This is a genomic window from Planococcus sp. ANT_H30, from assembly GCF_008369335.1.
GTDB lineage: Bacteria > Bacillota > Bacilli > Bacillales_A > Planococcaceae > Planococcus > Planococcus kocurii.
In genome coordinates, this window is record NZ_VOBJ01000005.1 from 101179 (window position 1) to 116685 (window position 15507).

Genomic DNA, 15507 nt, shown 5'->3' on the forward strand with positions numbered 1-15507 from the left:
TTCCGCTCATTCTTTTAAATTTTAATGGCGAACTTTCTCTTCTTTTGATAGGTATCGAGTTTTAATATCTTTTCGACAGACAGCTAATAGCTTAGGCGCGTCCACGGGCTAGGCGAAGCTATGAGACGAGTGCTTTTCTCGGCTCATGGCGGGAGCCATGCCCAAAGCGGCCGAAGCGACTATTACCCTACGCCTATTCTCTACAGCATTTCAAAGACGCCTGCTGCGCCCATTCCTCCGCCGATACACATGGTTACAACACCAAATTGTTTGCCTTGTCGTTTTAATTCACTCATCATGCGAATGGTTAAAATAGAACCTGTTGCACCTAGCGGATGGCCGAGAGCGATGGCGCCTCCGTTAAAGTTGACTTTGTCGATATCAAGACCTAAGTGACGAATAACACCAAGTGATTGAGAAGCGAATGCTTCATTTAGTTCCCATACATCAATGTCATCAATTGTTAAGCCTGCCAATTTCAAAGCTTTTGGAATTGCCACGATTGGGCCAATTCCCATGATTTCTGGTGGGACACCGCCTGTTGCGAATGAACGGAATTTGGCAATTGGTTTGAGTCCAAGTGCTTCTGCTTTTTCGCGGTCCATCACGAGCAATGCGCCTGCACCATCAGACGTTTGTGAGGAGTTCCCAGCTGTCACGGAGCCGCGTGCTGAGAAAGCAGGACGCAATTTTCCGAGTCCATCCGAATTGGTTCCATGACGAACGCCTTCGTCCATTTCGAACATAGACGTTTTTTCTTGGTATTTATTGTTTTCGTCAACATAAGGTTTTGTTACTTCAACAGGGACGATTTCATCATCAAAGTTTCCAGCTGCAATAGCTGCTGCTGCCTTTTCATGAGAGCGAACTGCAAAGGCATCTTGGTCTTCACGGCTCACACCGTATTTGGTCGCAACTTGTTCTGCTGTATGACCCATGCTCATGTAATATTGAGGTGCTGTTTCAGCTAGTTTTGAATTGGGACGAATGACGTTACCCATCATCGGTACCATACTCATTGATTCGACACCGCCTGCAATAATGGCTTCGGCTGAACCGACCATAATCCGTTCTGCTGCGTAGGCAACCGACTGAAGACCTGATGAACAAAAGCGGTTAACGGTTACGGCTGAAACCGTATCGGGCAATCCTGCAAGTGCTCCGATGTTACGCGCGATGTTCATGCCTTGTTCTGCTTCTGGCATGGCGCAACCCATGATTAAATCATCGATCGGCCCGTCATAGCCACCAGCTCGCTGTAGCGTTTCTCTGACAACTAAAGCACCGAAATCATCCGGTCGCACAGTCGCTAAAGAACCTTTTGTCGCTTTTCCGACCGGTGTTCGAGCACTGGCCACGATTACTGCTTCACGCATGTGTATTTCCTCCTTTTATCCTCAACGATTAATTACGTAATGGTTTTCCTTTGACCAGCATATGTTGCATACGTTGCTGGGTTTTCGGTTCTGCGACTAGGCTTAAGAACGCTTGGCGCTCAAGGTCAAGCAAATATTGTTCATCGACTTTTGTGCCGTATGGAACTTTGCCGCCCGCTAGAACAAATGCTAGCTTTTTAGCGATTTTCAAATCGTGTTCGCTAATATAGCCGGATATAAACATACCTTCTGCACCTAAAAGTAGCGTTGCATAGCCAGGTTCACCGGGAACAGGCACTTTTTCACGTAAAGGTGCTTGATAGCCATTTTCATATAATGACAGAGCAGCCTGTTTAGCATCGTAAATTAAATGGTCGCTATTGGCGCTAATACCATCTACAAAGTTTAAGAAGTTATTTTCACGTGCTTCTTCTGCTGAAGTCGAAACTTTTGCCATAGCTATTGATTCGAATACTTTCGTTGCGATGTTTTGATAATCGACTGTTACACCATTCGGTAAGCCTTTTAATTGTTTCATATAAAGTTCTTTGTTTCCGCCGCCGCCAGGAATTAATCCCACGCCCACTTCGACAAGACCCAGATACGTTTCCATTGAAGCTTGAATGTGTGCGGCTGGCAAGGTTACTTCTGCACCACCGCCTAGAGACATACCAAATGGTGCTGCTACTACCGGTTTGTTACTGTATTTGAGTTTCATCATGGCATTTTGGAACGTTTTAATCGTGAAATCGAGTTCGAACATATTATCATCTTGTGCTTCCATCAAGATCATGCCGAGGTTGGCACCGACACAGAAGTTTTTGCCTTGGTTCCCAATGACCAGTCCTTTGAAGTTTTTCTCGACCTCGTCGACCGCGAAATTGATCATTTGCATAATATCTAAGCCAATCGCATTTGAACGTGAATGGAACTCTAATAACGCAATCCCATCACCTAGATCAATCAAACTAGCACCCGAATTCGATTTGATAACGCCGTGTTTTTTCTTATAGCGCTTTAAATCGATTACTTTCTCATTTACTGGGACAGGCTGGTAAGTTGTGCCATCAAAGAAGTACACATCGTTATTTTCTTCTTTATAGAAAGTTTCGTTTCCACTGTCTAGTAAAGCTTGCGCAAATGCTGGAATAGTGTGGCCTTGTTCTTTCATTTTATGGACTGATTTTTCAACACCAATGGCATCCCAAATTTCAAATGGTCCTTGTTGCCAACCGAAGCCCCATTTCATAGCATTGTCAATGGCAACAATATCATCAGCGATTTCTCCAGTTAACTCAGCCGAATACAAAAGTGTCGGAGCAAGTATGCTCCAAAGCAATTCACCGGTACGGTCTTCTGCATACACAAGCGTCTTCATTTTAGCTGCAAGACCTTTTTGCTGTTTCGCGAGTTCTTGTGAAGGCGTTTTCAATTTACCGGCTGTGCGGTATTCAAGCGTCTCTGGATCAAGTTCTAAAATCTCTTTGTCTTTTTTCAAGAAGAAGCCCTGTCCCGACTTTGCTCCTAACCAACCATTTTGCACCATTTTCGTCATAAATTCAGGCGCTTCAAAAACCTTTTGTTCTTCTCCTGAAGTTTGATCATGGACATTTTTGGAAACATGCATGAACGTATCCAGTCCAACAACATCAAGTGTACGGAATGTTGCTGATTTTGGACGACCAATTAGTGGACCCGTTACCGAGTCGACTTCTCCTATTGAATAGCCACGTGCCATCATTTCACGTAACGTAACCAATAGACCATATGTACCGATTCGGTTAGCGATAAAGTTTGGTGTATCTTTTGCAATAACTACACCTTTTCCTAAACGATTTTCCCCAAATGCCGTCATGAATTCGACAACTTCTGGAGCAGTCGTTGTCGCAGGAATGATCTCTAACAGCTTCAAATAACGTGGTGGATTGAAAAAGTGAGTTCCTAGGAAATGTTTACCGAAATCTTCCGAACGCCCTTCGACCATCGCATTAATGCTAATACCCGATGTATTTGAAGAAATAATGGTGCCATCTTTTCTAACGCTATCAATTTTTTCATATAATGATTTTTTTACATCCAGGTTTTCGACAATAACTTCGATAATCCAGTCGATGTCTTTTAATTTATCTAAATCATCTTCCAGATTTCCTGGTGTGATTAGTTGAAGATTTTTTTTAGCTGTTAATGGAGCTGGTTTCTGTTTAAGTAACTTCTGAATAGAGCCGGTTGCAATTCGATTACGAACCACACTGTCTTCCATAGTAAACCCTTTTGCCTGTTCTTCTTTTGACAATTCACGAGGAACAATATCAAGCAACAATACAGGAATTCCTATATTTGCAAGGTGCGCTGCAATTCCCGAACCCATAACACCTGAACCGAGTACAGCCGCTTTTCTAATTTGGTAAGCCACTAGCAAACCCTCCTTGATTTTTTGAATGAATACTCATTCATTTTTAGTTTAAAAAAATAGAACGTTCTCCTATGTCTCTTAGTGTAAGTTATTTTCTCTTTTTTCGCAATATTTAATCGCTAAAAAATCCCTTAATTTTTCAGAAACAAATTCTTTGCCATTTTATAAATACACGGTAAACTGAAAGGGAACCTATAAGGAGGCCATCTAAATGAAATCACTTTCTACGAACGAACAATTTAACGAAGCTATAAACGGCGAACAACCGGTAATCGTAAAATTTCAAGCTGGTTGGTGCCCAGACTGCAGAAGAATGGATATGTTTATCGATCCAATCGTCGAAGAATACAACCAATACCAATGGGTAGACGTTAACCGCGATGAACTTCCAGAACTTGCTGAAAAATATGACGTAATGGGTATTCCAAGTCTATTGATTTTCAAAAACGGCGAGAAAACAGCTCATCTTCACAGCGCTAACGCAAAATCACCTGAATCTGTTACAGAATTTTTGAACGACCAAAAAGAGTAGGCTCATGCCTACTCCTTTTTTCTCTACTAAAATTTTCAAGCGTCTATCACATGTTTCATTTAATAATTTCATACTTACTACAAGACCCTGGAGGTATATAGATGGATCCACAACAGGAAATAACCCAATTAAAAGAACAACTGCTTTATTATGAAAAGCTGATCAAAAATATGTCTGCTCCGATAATTCCATCAGTTGTTCCAAAGACCATTTTAGTACCAATCGCTGGTTTTATTTTTTCAGAGCGCTTTGATTTGATTCGTACAACTGTATTAACCTACGCAGAAAAGCATCGCGATACTGAACGTGTCATCTTTGATTTTACTGGTGTGACAACTGATAACTTGATGGAATTCGACTATGACGGATTAGCAAGTGAACTGAGCCAGTTGAATTCTGCTCTGAGTTTAATGGGACTGCGTGCTATTTATGTCGGATTTAATCCATTGTTTGTACGTGAAATCGTCCGGGCTGGCATCCAAGTCGAACTGGAAGTTTATACAACATTTAAAACTGCTCTTGAACGTTTGCTCACTGAAAACAAAAAATTAACGACTACGTGATAAAACTAATTGTTAGAAACTCCGTGGAGGTAAAATTGCCATGAAAAAACTCATCGCTTTTCAAGGTCTTTCCCAACATGATACAAGTATTCACAAAAAATATCGTTCTTCTGCGTGTGGACCTGTGACTATTGCTGCCATTATGCAATACCACGAAGAACTCAATATTGGTATCAATCAACTGTATCAACTTCTCGGCTCTACACGCATCGGGTTGTTTACTTGGAGACTATTGAAAAATTTTCAGAAGCTCAGCGGCAAACGGTATGAGGCAAAAAAAGTTCTCGATATGTCCGAGGTAAAAGAAGAATTGTTGGCAAATCGACCGCTTGCTATGAAGTTTGACCGCTACTTTACTTTTCGTTGGTTTTCTAAACCGCTATATAGCTATCACTGGGTCCCGTTAATTGGTTTTGAGGAAAAGTCAGCTGACCTCGTTCTCTATTTTCACGACAACGGACAAAAAAACCGTCCCAGCAAAATGCGGACGGCTTCTTATTTAGCAAATCAACACGTGCTGACCTTTGTGAAAATTACGCCCAAGGATCGATCGTAACTTCGGCATTTTTTTCGAGTTGTTTAGCCAGTAACAATAATTGTTGATCGCGACATAACTGTATATGGTCATTGGTGTAGCTAGGAACAACAAGTTCCTCTAGCGGCATATCCAACTGGATGTCACATTTGATGACAGCCAGTTTTTTTGATAGCAGCAGCATTTCTTTATGTTCTTCAATTTTCTTTTTCTGTGCCGGTTTTAATTCGTCGATGGCTCTTAGTACACCATCAGTCGAGCCGTACGTTTGAATCAGCTGAAGTGCCGTCTTCGGTCCAATCCCTTTAACGCCAGGATAGCCATCGCTTGGGTCACCCATAAACGCTTTAACATCAGCAAACTGCGAAGGCTGAATGCCATACTCTTCAATAAATCGATCATCAGTATAGACATCGTAAACGTGAAATCCTTTTTTCATAAACGCAATTTTGACAGAAGGCGATAATAGTTGCAGCATATCTTTGTCACCGGTAATGATGGTAAAGTCGACTTGGCCCTGCCATTGCTTTGTAAATGACCCGATAAAGTCATCTGCTTCAATCCCCGCTTCACCATAATTTTTCCAACCCAGTTGCTCAGAAATTTCTTGTGCCCAGTCAAACTGATGCACCATGTCTTCTGGTGGTGCCGGACGATTGGCTTTATAGCCATCGAAAAGATCTGTACGGAAAGTTTTAGATCCCATATCCCAGCACACGGCCATATGTGTCGGTTTCATCATCGTTTTAGCCGCTAGCACGTGTCGCGTAAATCCTTGAACGCCATTTGTCGCTAATCCTTCTGTTGTGCGGAAATATTGGTTGACTGCTGAGGTTGCAAAAAACGACCGGAACAAAAGAGCCATTCCATCTATTAATAACACATGTGGTTTTTCCATATAAAAATCCTCCATCTTTTTATTGCTTCCCTTCTATTATAACGTCTATGTATTGAAAAAACCGCCAAAGCGGCGGTTTTAACGTTTGCGTTTAATTGCTTTGTATTCAATTGTTACTGCTTTATAGAAGGATGTCATCATGAGCAGGATAATAATCGAGAACGGGAACGCCGCAATGATTAGCACTGTTTGCAATGTATCCAGTCCACCTGTCGAGAGTAAAATGACCGCAATGGCTGATTGTGCAATCCCCCAAGTTAATTTTACTGTGTTTTGAGGATATAACGATCCACCTGTTGTTTGCATACCGAGAACAAATGTTGCCGAATCGGCAGAAGTAACAAAAAACGTAGTGATTAAGAATACGGCAATAACAGATAAAATCACGCCAAACGGCAATTCATTAAATACGGCAAACAAAGTTTGCTCTGTCAATAATCCAGTCAAATCCACTCCGCTTTGTTGCACATCGATTGCTGTTGTACCAAAAGCTGCAAACCAAAGGAAACTGATAAACGTTGGAATCATCAATACGCCTAGTAAGAATTGACGAATTGTCCGACCTTTGGAAACACGTGCGATGAAAACACCAACAAATGGAGACCAAGAAATCCACCAAGCCCAGTAAAAGATGGTCCAGCCATCAATCCACGCACGATTTTCGCCATCGATTGGGGCTGCACGGAAACTCATTTCAACGATGTTTTGGAAATACGTACCGATTGTGTCAGTAAACATATTCATGATCAACAAGGTTGGCCCAAGAATGATGACGGCTAGCAATAGTACAACAGCTAACACCATATTGGTATTTGACAAGTATTTAATCCCTTTGCTTAGCCCAGACCAAGCTGAAATCATAAACAATACCGTCACAATGGCAATGATGACCAATTGAACAGAAAAACTATCTTCCGAGATTCCGTCAAACAAATACGCAAGGCCGCCGTTTATTTGGATAGCGCCAAAGCCAAGAGTCGTTGCGACACCGACAACTGTTGCGAAAACCGCAATGACGTCAACAAAAGTACCCCATGGTCCTTTCATCTTGTCTCCAAATATCGGTTTTAACGTTGCCGAAATCAAGCCAGGTTCCCCTTTTCGGAACTGAGCATATGCAAGTGCTAATGCCACAACGGCATAAATCGCCCATGCATGAATACCCCAGTGGAAAAAGCTGAATCGCATTGACTCACGCATCGCTTCAGCGGTTCCAGGTTCAGCGGTTGCTGAATCAATCGCGTAATGCGACAGCGGTTCTGCCGCTCCCCAGAATACCAAACCAATTCCCATTCCTGCTGAAAACAGCATGGCAATCCACGTTCCAAATGAAAACTCAGGCTTGTCTGAGTCTTTCCCTAATTTGATTTGCCCCATCGGACTGATGAGGAAAAACAAACAGAACAAAACGATGATGGAAACAATTAATAAATAATACCATCCGAACGAAGTTGTCAGGAATGATTCTATATTCCCTGTAACTTCTGAAAAACTATCAGGTGCAAGCGCGCCAAAGCCAATGGCTAACAATACGAGCGCAAGTACAATCCAAAATACATTGGTTACTTTTTTCATATAGTACCTCTCCTCTTCCATTTTTATCGCCGCTTTAACGGTCAGTAGATTCTCGCATCCTGAGCAAGATTCCGCTGACCGCTAAAGTCCGAATCGATGAACTAAAAAACAGCAGAGGATGAAGACCCCCGCTGATTGAAGTTTATCTTTATCACAAGTGTAAAGGATACGGAAATTTTCGGCTCCTGTCAAACTAGCCGGGCTAAAAAAATTCCTAAAAGACTTTAAAACCAGGTTTTTACACATTCAAAAAATGATAAACAACTGACCATTTTTTCATAGTAGTAGTCGCTTACGTCCTCACATACTCCACTCTACTAGCAAAATTTCCTGTTCAAGCTAAAAATCGTTGTTCACCGCATAAAATCCATTTCTCCGCATTTTGTATCCATCTATTTATTTTTTAAAAAAATCAGATTCACAAGGAATCTGATTTTCGGTGGTTTATAAATTAATGGTGACTTCTGCTTTTTCGCGAAGTTTTGCGATTAACGCTTGTGTGGCTTCACTTTCTTTTTGCGCCTTCATTTGCTCTTCAATCTGTGGCTTGACTTCTTCAAATGCTGGAATTTCTTCGCCACCCGATTCTTCTTGCTGTGCTTTTGCTTCATCATAGTAAGTTTGTAGTTCTTTATCCGTTAGTTTGATTTCGCCAGTTTCTGATGCAACCAGCTGATCAATTTTTACTTGCGATTCTACTTGAGTCATTACTTCTTCTTTAGAAACGCCTTGCTCTTCAAGTGCTGTCAATAACTCATCTGACGACTTAAGACCATTTTGCTGAGCCAATTCTTCTAACGCTGTGTTGATCTGTTCTTCCGTTGCCGATAACTTTTGGGTTTTCGTTTCTTGAACAAGCAATTCTTGTGCCACTAGGCTTTCAGCAACTTGCTCTTTTAACTGAGTCTGATCGACTTCTTGACCAGACATTTGTGCTTGCATCGCCATCTGTTGAAATTGTCCAGTATAGGTCGATTCAAATTCTTTTTTATCGATTTTTTCTCCATTTACTTCTGCTACGACATCAGGAATGTCTTTCAAATCAGGTTCAGGCATTTCTGGTTGCTCCGCGCTTTCTTGATCGGTTGCTACCTCTTCTTGCGGTGTTTCTTCACCTTCTGTTTCTTTAGCAGTATCATCACCACAAGCAGCTAACGCTACCATGGATCCTCCAAGTACAATTGTTAAAAACCATTTTTTAATCATGGGTATTCTCCCTTCAAACATAATGTGGATTATTGTAGCACACTCTGTAGAGCTGTAAAAACAATAACCATTGCACCTTGTCTATTAACATTATTTAGAAATAAAAAAATTCTACATTATTCAGCAAGCTTTTCTTATATAAACACGCTTACCATCATTAGACTCCCTCAAAACAATCAGTTGCAAGACGAAAGTCATAGATCTTCGTATTTTTTTGATTTGAATCACTTCTACTTTAATTTTAACTAGCTCTTACTTAATTTTAAGAAGTCAGTCATTATTTCAGCACTCCCTGGTGTAAACACGAACAATGAAAATGCAATAAAAACGATCCCTATAACGCCAAATCCGATGCGCATCGGTAACTGAAACCGCTTTTCATGAAGACTCCAGAGAAGAGTAAACTTTTTCCTATAAGCAACATCAAGAAATACCGAAACTCCATACGGACACCTCTTTTAGCGTTATACGGTAATAGGACGATCGTGATTGGTAGAGGTTCGATCTATCTTGAATAAACAGAAAGTCAATGTTGGGCAGGAACCAAAAAACGCCAAAACCAGTAAAGGTTTTGACGTTTTTTATCTCACTATGGAGACGGCGGGAGTCGAACCCGCGTCCAGAAACTCCGCTACTTAAGCATCTACGCGTGTAGCTCATCTATTAAGGTTTCATGCGCCATTCTGCCGATAAGCAGGCGTCTTGGGCACTAATCTGAGAATCTCTCCCGGTTGCCTCAGATGGCAGCAAACGGTGTATCCCACTAAAGTTGAGCTTTACCTAGCCACATGGGCGATGGATAGATAAAGCAGATCCGAGCTTACGCTGCGAATGCTAGGTTTTGGTTTGTTTTGCCAGTTGTTATAAGTACGTTTGTGACGGAGACGACCCTCCGACGCGCAACTCAAGCCCAGATCATCCCTGTCGAATCCGTAACGTCCCCTTATTAAAAGAGACACGGAAGATGTATAAACAGCTTCATGTGCTATATCCTTATTATAAGGCAACGAAGGTCAGACATCAAGCCCTAGCGGTTGTGTTCTTTTATTGCTCGGGCAATGTCGCGTTTCGCATCTTTTTTCTTCAAATCTTCTCGTTTGTCGTAGTTTTTCTTACCCTTACCGACACCGAGTAAAATTTTAGCAAAGCCGTCTTTCAAATACATTTTCAGCGGGATAATCGCGGACCCTTGCACTTTTGAGTGTGCCAGCAAATTAGCAATTTGCTTTTTATGAAGCAACAGCTTACGCGACCGTGTCGGATCGTGGTTAAACTGATTTCCCTGATCATACGGGCTAATGTGCATATTTGAAATCCACGCTTCACCGTTACGAATACGGACGAACGATTCTTTTAATTGGACTTTGCCATTTCGTGCAGATTTAATTTCGGTTCCCTGCAAGACGATACCTGCTTCGATTGTTTCTTCAATGAAAAAATCAAAACCGGCTTTCTTGTTTTGGGCAATTACTTTGCCTTCTCCTTTGGCCATGTGGTTTCACCTCAGCTAGATTCAAAAAGCGGCCCTCGAGCCGCTATTTTATTTTTTCTTGTTGCGCCCTTGCTTTGCTGCGCCTTCATAGAACTTTTTCTTGGCATTTTTCGGCTTGCGTGTAGGTCCGCCGCTTTCTGGCTTTTTGCCATCACGTCTTGGTTTTCCAGCGCCGTCTTTTTTACCAGCACGGATTACTTTCGGCTGATCTTTTCTCGTACGACGAGGTGTTTGTACCATGCCAACAATTTCAAAATCAATGGATGACTCTTCTGGTTTAACACCAATCACTTTGATTTCAATTTCGTCACCAATACGGAATTGGCGATTGGTACGTTCCCCAATCATCATCATGCTGCGATCATCAAAGCGGTAATAATCATCAGTCATGTTAGACACGTGAACCAACCCTTCAATGGTATTCGGTAATTCAATGAATAAGCCAAAGTTCGTTACTGAAGAAATAATCCCAGTAAACTGTTCCCCGATTTTATCAGCCATAAACTGTGATTTCTTCAAAGCATCGGTATCGCGTTCTGCTTCTACTGCCCGGCGTTCACGCTCGGATGTATGGGTCGCAATGTCATCCATGTTCGCATCCCAACGTGCAATCGTTTTCTGAGACAAATCTTTTTCGATCAAATACGTGCGGATCAAGCGATGGACGATCAAATCCGGATAACGACGTATCGGTGAAGTAAAATGCGTATAAAATTCAGTCGATAAGCCAAAGTGTCCTAAGCTTTCAGACGAGTATTTCGCCTGTTGCATTGAACGCAACATCATCGTAGAAATGACTGGCTCTTCTGGAGTTCCTGCAATCGATTCGACGATTTCTTGCAATGCACGTGGGTGGATTTGTGTACCCGAACCTTTGACCACAATACCAAAATTTGTAACGAATTCGAAAAAGCGTTGCAGTTTTTCCGGTTTTGGATCTTCATGTATGCGGTAAATTGCTGGTACTTCTAGATGATGAAAATGTTCTGCTACTGTTTCGTTAGCAGCTAGCATAAACTCTTCAATTAGACGTTCAGCAATCGTTCGTTCGCGAACAACTACGTCTACTGGGTAGCCGTTTTCATCTACTAATACTTTTGATTCTTTGAAATCAAAATCAATGGCACCTCGACGCATCCGTTTCTTACTCAAGACTGCTGCTAGTTCTTTCATCAATTCGAACATGGGCACCAATTCGCTGTACTGCTCTTTTAGTTCTTGATTGTCTTGCTCAAGAATTTCATAAACGTCCGTATAGGTCATACGTGCGGATGTGTTAATAACACTTTGGAAAATATCGTGAGACTGCACTTCACCTTGGTCATTGAAAATCATTTCACAAGACAAAGTCAAACGGTCAACTTGTGGATTTAATGAACAAATACCATTCGACAAGCGATGCGGAATCATTGGAATCACACGGTCAGTCAAGTAAATACTCGTTGCACGGTCATAAGCTTCACGGTCCATTGGAGACCCTTCCGTCATATAATGGCTAACATCTGCGATATGCACACCCAATTTGTACGTACCGTCTTCGTATTTTACAACTTGAACAGCATCATCCAAATCTTTAGCATCCGCTCCATCAATCGTTACAATTTGCTCGTTACGTAAATCACGGCGATCCTTAAGATCTGCCGGGTCGATTTCGTCTGGCACGTTGTTCGCTTGTTCTAAAACATCAGGCGGAAACTCCGTTTCAATGCCATATTTATGAATAATCGAAAGAATGTCAACGCCTGGATCGTTTTTATGACCCAAAATTTGCGTCACCATACCCGTCGCAGACATTCTGCCTTCAGGCCATCCCGTGATTTCAACTACTACTTTATGGCCATCAACAGCACCTAACGTATCACCTTTAGCTATAAAAATATCCATATTCATTTTTTTATCATCTGTTACGACAAAGCCAAATCCTTTGTTTTCTTGGAATGTACCAACAGCTTTTGTCGTTCCGCGTTCAAGGATTCGAATAATCGCGCCTTCGCGTCGATCACCAGATGACCCTTCTGAGACGCGAATCATAACTGTATCTCCGTTTACCGCACCATTTACTTCCGTCGGTGGAATAAACACATCGTCCAAGCCCGCTTCTTCAGGTGCCACAAAACCAAAACCTTTTGGATGCCCAATGAATTTTCCGCGCATCAAATTCATTCGTTCTGGCACACCGTAGCGGTTTGATCTTGAACGGATAAGTGTTCCGGATTCTTCCAAACGCACCAAAGTTTTGACCAATTTCTCGAATTCATCGGCATTTTCAAAACCGAATTGCTCTTCTATTTCCTGTACAGTCAGCGGCTTATATGCTTCTTCACGCATGAAAACCAATAAGCGCTGTTCTAATGAACTTTCGGGATTCCCCAAATCTAACTCCTCCTTTATGACCGTTCACACACTCCAATCAAGTGATTCGAAAAATGTGAAAATGTCTTCGTGCAATTGCTTTTTCTCTTTATCAAGCGTAATGACATGCCCTGAGTTTTCGTACCATTTGATGTTTTTATCGGTTGATTCCGCATTATCGTAAATGACATTAGCCGAATCTGTATTAATCACCGTATCCAGTCTACCTTGGGCAACGAACAAAGGCGCATAAATATGGTCTACATGTTCTTTGACTTCTTCAACCAAGGCGCGTAAATCGGCTAACGATTCCATCGGCTGCTCTTTCAATGCCTGCATCTCTTTTTCGATAAGCTCAGCACTTTTCCCTTCAAATCCCTTGTAATCGCGTGCATATTTTAAAACACCTTCATACATGAGATCTGTAGTTTTCATGTACATAGGTGCACACATCGTGACAATTCCTTTAATAGGTTTTGTATACCCTAATTTCAGGCTAAATACGCCACCAAGTGACAGTCCAGCCACGGCAATTTCCGTATAGCCTTCTTCTATCAACGCATCATATGCTTGCTCTACATCTTTCCACCAATCTACTGGACCGGTGACTACCAGTTCCTCAGGTGCCACACCATGACCTGCGTAATGCGGTGCAATGCTCGTATATCCTTTTGTTTCTAGAAAACGACCTAACATCCTTACATCCGCCGAATTCCCAGTAAATCCATGCAAAAGAAGTACTGCTCGAGGTCCAGATTTGAAGAAAAATGGTTTTGGTTGCGAAATCCGCATAACAATTCCTCCATTTCAATACTAAAAGAAAACGCCCAACCATGTATGGTCAGGCGATTTAATCATCTACATTAAACTTTCGTTACGGCAATAGCCAGAATAAAGAATAAGGCAGCAAGTACAATCGTCACTCGGTGTAAGACTAAGTCCAAGCCACGAGCTTTTTGCTTGCCGAAAAGTTGCTCTGCTCCACCGGAGATGGCTCCTGAAAGACCTGCACTTTTTCCGGATTGCAATAAAACGACTACGATTAATGCGAGCGATACGATGACGAGTAATGTCATTAACAACGTATGCATAAATTCCACCTCCTGAAACGAACGTTCACAACAAAATTAAGTTTACCAAAAATTGTGACCGGTGACAATAGCAATAGAAAATAGAAGGCAAATGCCCTCTATTTTCTAAAATTTAAATCAGAAAATTTGATTTATCAATTATTTAACTTCAATCAAATTCTACTTTCTATCACTTTATTTTTTCAAGTTATAGAAAGTTTTCAATCCTAGGTATTGACCCGTTTCGAACAACTGATCTTCAATGCGTAGTAATTGGTTGTACTTCGCAACGCGGTCCGTACGTGACGGTGCACCTGTTTTGATTTGTCCAGCGTTTGTCGCAACTGCGATGTCTGCGATTGTTACATCTTCAGACTCGCCTGAACGGTGGCTGATAACTGCTGTGTAGCCCGCACGTTTCGCCATTTCAATCGCATCAAATGTTTCTGTTAATGTACCGATTTGGTTTACTTTGATCAAGATTGAGTTACTGATGCCTTCTTCAATTCCTTGAGCCAATTTTTTCGTGTTCGTTACGAATAAATCGTCTCCAACTAATTGAACGCGGTCACCGATTCGTTCTGTCAATAATTTATGTCCAGCCCAGTCGTTTTCATCTAAGCCATCTTCGATTGAAATGATTGGGTATTTATTGCAAAGCTCTTCGTACCAGTCAACCATTTCAGCAGATGTTTTCACTGTATTATCGCCTGGCAGGTTGTAAACACCTTTTTCTTTGTCGTAGATTTCAGAAGATGCAACGTCCATTGCAAGCAAGATGTCTGAACCTGGTTTGTATCCAGCTTTTTCAATTGCTTCCATGATTGTCGTTAATGCTTCTTCATTTGAACCAAGGTTCGGAGCAAATCCGCCTTCATCCCCAACAGAAGTGTTATAGCCTTTTTCTTTTAGTACGGCTTTTAAGTTATGGAAAATTTCTGCTCCCATTTGAACTGCTTCACGGAACGATTTTGCACCCACTGGCATTACCATGAATTCTTGGATGTCCACGTTGTTGTCAGCGTGTTCGCCGCCGTTTAAAATGTTCATCATTGGAACTGGCAGTTGCTTCGCGTTAAAACCGCCTAAGTATTGGTAAAGAGGCATATCCAAGTAGTTTGCTGCTGCGTGTGCAACGGCTAGAGAAACACCAAGAATTGCGTTAGCGCCTAAACGTCCTTTGTTTTCAGTACCGTCTAATTCGATCATCGCTTTGTCGATTGATACTTGATCAAGCACTGAATATTTTTCTTCTAATGCTTCAGCAATTTCACCATCAACGTTTTCTACTGCTTTTAAGACACCCTTACCTAGGTAACGGCTCTTATCGCCATCACGTAGCTCTACAGCTTCGTGTTCACCAGTAGATGCGCCTGATGGTACGATTGCGCGACCAAAAGCGCCGCTTTCTGTGAATACTTCAACTTCGATTGTTGGATTTCCTCGTGAATCTAAAATTTCGCGTGCTTGAATGTGTGTAATAATTGGCAATTAA

13 protein-coding genes and 1 other RNA gene are annotated in these 15507 nt (G+C 41.7%); 3 read left to right on the plus strand and 11 right to left on the minus strand.

Going from position 1 to position 15507, the window contains the following annotated elements; translation table 11 throughout:
• Positions 1-200: 200 nt before the first annotated feature.
• Both FQ085_RS11995 and FQ085_RS12000 read right to left on the minus strand, forming a co-directional pair.
• A complete protein-coding gene (locus FQ085_RS11995) occupies positions 201-1376 on the minus strand; it encodes an acetyl-CoA C-acetyltransferase (RefSeq protein ID WP_078080243.1) in 1176 nt (391 codons plus the stop codon).
• Between the two features lie 28 nt (positions 1377-1404).
• On the minus strand, positions 1405-3789 hold the full coding sequence (locus FQ085_RS12000) for a 3-hydroxyacyl-CoA dehydrogenase/enoyl-CoA hydratase family protein (RefSeq protein WP_058385886.1): 2385 nt from the start codon (positions 3787-3789) through the stop codon (positions 1405-1407).
• A 211-nt stretch (positions 3790-4000) separates the two neighbouring features.
• Here FQ085_RS12000 and FQ085_RS12005 point away from each other — a divergent pair, with 211 nt between their 5' ends.
• From FQ085_RS12005 to FQ085_RS12015, 3 genes are all read left to right on the plus strand, one after another.
• Positions 4001-4321 carry a thioredoxin family protein gene (locus FQ085_RS12005; RefSeq protein WP_058385887.1) on the plus strand — a complete coding sequence of 107 codons (321 nt, stop codon included), beginning with the start codon at positions 4001-4003 and terminating at the stop codon, positions 4319-4321.
• Between the two features lie 101 nt (positions 4322-4422).
• On the plus strand, positions 4423-4884 hold the full coding sequence (locus FQ085_RS12010; protein ID WP_058385888.1) for an STAS domain-containing protein: 462 nt from the start codon (positions 4423-4425) through the stop codon (positions 4882-4884).
• Between the two features lie 40 nt (positions 4885-4924).
• Complete coding sequence (locus FQ085_RS12015) at positions 4925-5440, plus strand: hypothetical protein (protein WP_058385889.1); 516 nt, start codon at positions 4925-4927, stop codon at positions 5438-5440.
• Here the strand turns inward: FQ085_RS12015 and FQ085_RS12020 are convergent.
• From FQ085_RS12020 to eno, 9 genes are all read right to left on the minus strand, one after another.
• Positions 5418-6317 (minus strand): 5'-3' exonuclease, encoded by a 900-nt coding sequence (locus FQ085_RS12020; protein WP_149456705.1) that lies wholly within the window; start codon positions 6315-6317, stop codon positions 5418-5420. The two genes, FQ085_RS12015 and FQ085_RS12020, sit on opposite strands and share 23 nt — an antisense overlap.
• A gap of 78 nt (positions 6318-6395) precedes the next feature.
• The gene (locus FQ085_RS12025; RefSeq protein WP_058385891.1) at positions 6396-7892 is read right to left on the minus strand and encodes a glycine betaine uptake BCCT transporter; all 1497 of its coding nucleotides are present in this window, start codon (positions 7890-7892) and stop codon (positions 6396-6398) included.
• A gap of 444 nt (positions 7893-8336) precedes the next feature.
• The gene (locus tag FQ085_RS12030; protein WP_149456706.1) at positions 8337-9098 is read right to left on the minus strand and encodes a SurA N-terminal domain-containing protein; all 762 of its coding nucleotides are present in this window, start codon (positions 9096-9098) and stop codon (positions 8337-8339) included.
• 589 nt (positions 9099-9687) lie between these two features.
• Positions 9688-10041: a transfer-messenger RNA gene (ssrA, locus tag FQ085_RS12040) on the minus strand.
• Between the two features lie 84 nt (positions 10042-10125).
• On the minus strand, positions 10126-10590 hold the full coding sequence (gene smpB / locus FQ085_RS12045; protein ID WP_049694328.1) for an SsrA-binding protein SmpB: 465 nt from the start codon (positions 10588-10590) through the stop codon (positions 10126-10128).
• Between the two features lie 48 nt (positions 10591-10638).
• Positions 10639-12963 carry a ribonuclease R gene (gene rnr / locus FQ085_RS12050; protein ID WP_078080236.1) on the minus strand — a complete coding sequence of 775 codons (2325 nt, stop codon included), beginning with the start codon at positions 12961-12963 and terminating at the stop codon, positions 10639-10641.
• Between the two features lie 24 nt (positions 12964-12987).
• The gene (locus FQ085_RS12055) at positions 12988-13734 is read right to left on the minus strand and encodes an alpha/beta hydrolase (protein ID WP_058385893.1); all 747 of its coding nucleotides are present in this window, start codon (positions 13732-13734) and stop codon (positions 12988-12990) included.
• A 71-nt stretch (positions 13735-13805) separates the two neighbouring features.
• Positions 13806-14033, minus strand: coding sequence for a preprotein translocase subunit SecG (secG, locus tag FQ085_RS12060; protein ID WP_008429540.1), 228 nt, complete (start codon positions 14031-14033; stop codon positions 13806-13808).
• 174 nt (positions 14034-14207) lie between these two features.
• Entirely contained in the window at positions 14208-15503 is a 1296-nt protein-coding gene (eno, locus tag FQ085_RS12065) for a phosphopyruvate hydratase (RefSeq protein ID WP_058385894.1), read from the minus strand.
• Positions 15504-15507 lie beyond the last annotated feature (4 nt).

What these genes read in the sequence shown, in the direction of transcription:
- FQ085_RS11995 (WP_078080243.1), bottom strand. Translation starts at nt 1,376, where the DNA reads ATGCGTGAAGCAGTAATCGTGGCCAGTGCTCGAACACCGGTCGGAAAA.
- FQ085_RS12005 (WP_058385887.1), top strand. Translation starts at nt 4,001, where the DNA reads ATGAAATCACTTTCTACGAACGAACAATTTAACGAAGCTATAAACGGC.
- FQ085_RS12010 (WP_058385888.1), top strand. Translation starts at nt 4,423, where the DNA reads ATGGATCCACAACAGGAAATAACCCAATTAAAAGAACAACTGCTTTAT.
- FQ085_RS12015 (WP_058385889.1), top strand. Translation starts at nt 4,925, where the DNA reads ATGAAAAAACTCATCGCTTTTCAAGGTCTTTCCCAACATGATACAAGT.
- FQ085_RS12020 (WP_149456705.1), bottom strand. Translation starts at nt 6,317, where the DNA reads ATGGAAAAACCACATGTGTTATTAATAGATGGAATGGCTCTTTTGTTC.
- FQ085_RS12025 (WP_058385891.1), bottom strand. Translation starts at nt 7,892, where the DNA reads ATGAAAAAAGTAACCAATGTATTTTGGATTGTACTTGCGCTCGTATTG.
- FQ085_RS12030 (WP_149456706.1), bottom strand. Translation starts at nt 9,098, where the DNA reads ATGATTAAAAAATGGTTTTTAACAATTGTACTTGGAGGATCCATGGTA.
- smpB (WP_049694328.1), bottom strand. Translation starts at nt 10,590, where the DNA reads ATGGCCAAAGGAGAAGGCAAAGTAATTGCCCAAAACAAGAAAGCCGGT.
- FQ085_RS12055 (WP_058385893.1), bottom strand. Translation starts at nt 13,734, where the DNA reads ATGCGGATTTCGCAACCAAAACCATTTTTCTTCAAATCTGGACCTCGA.
- secG (WP_008429540.1), bottom strand. Translation starts at nt 14,033, where the DNA reads ATGCATACGTTGTTAATGACATTACTCGTCATCGTATCGCTCGCATTA.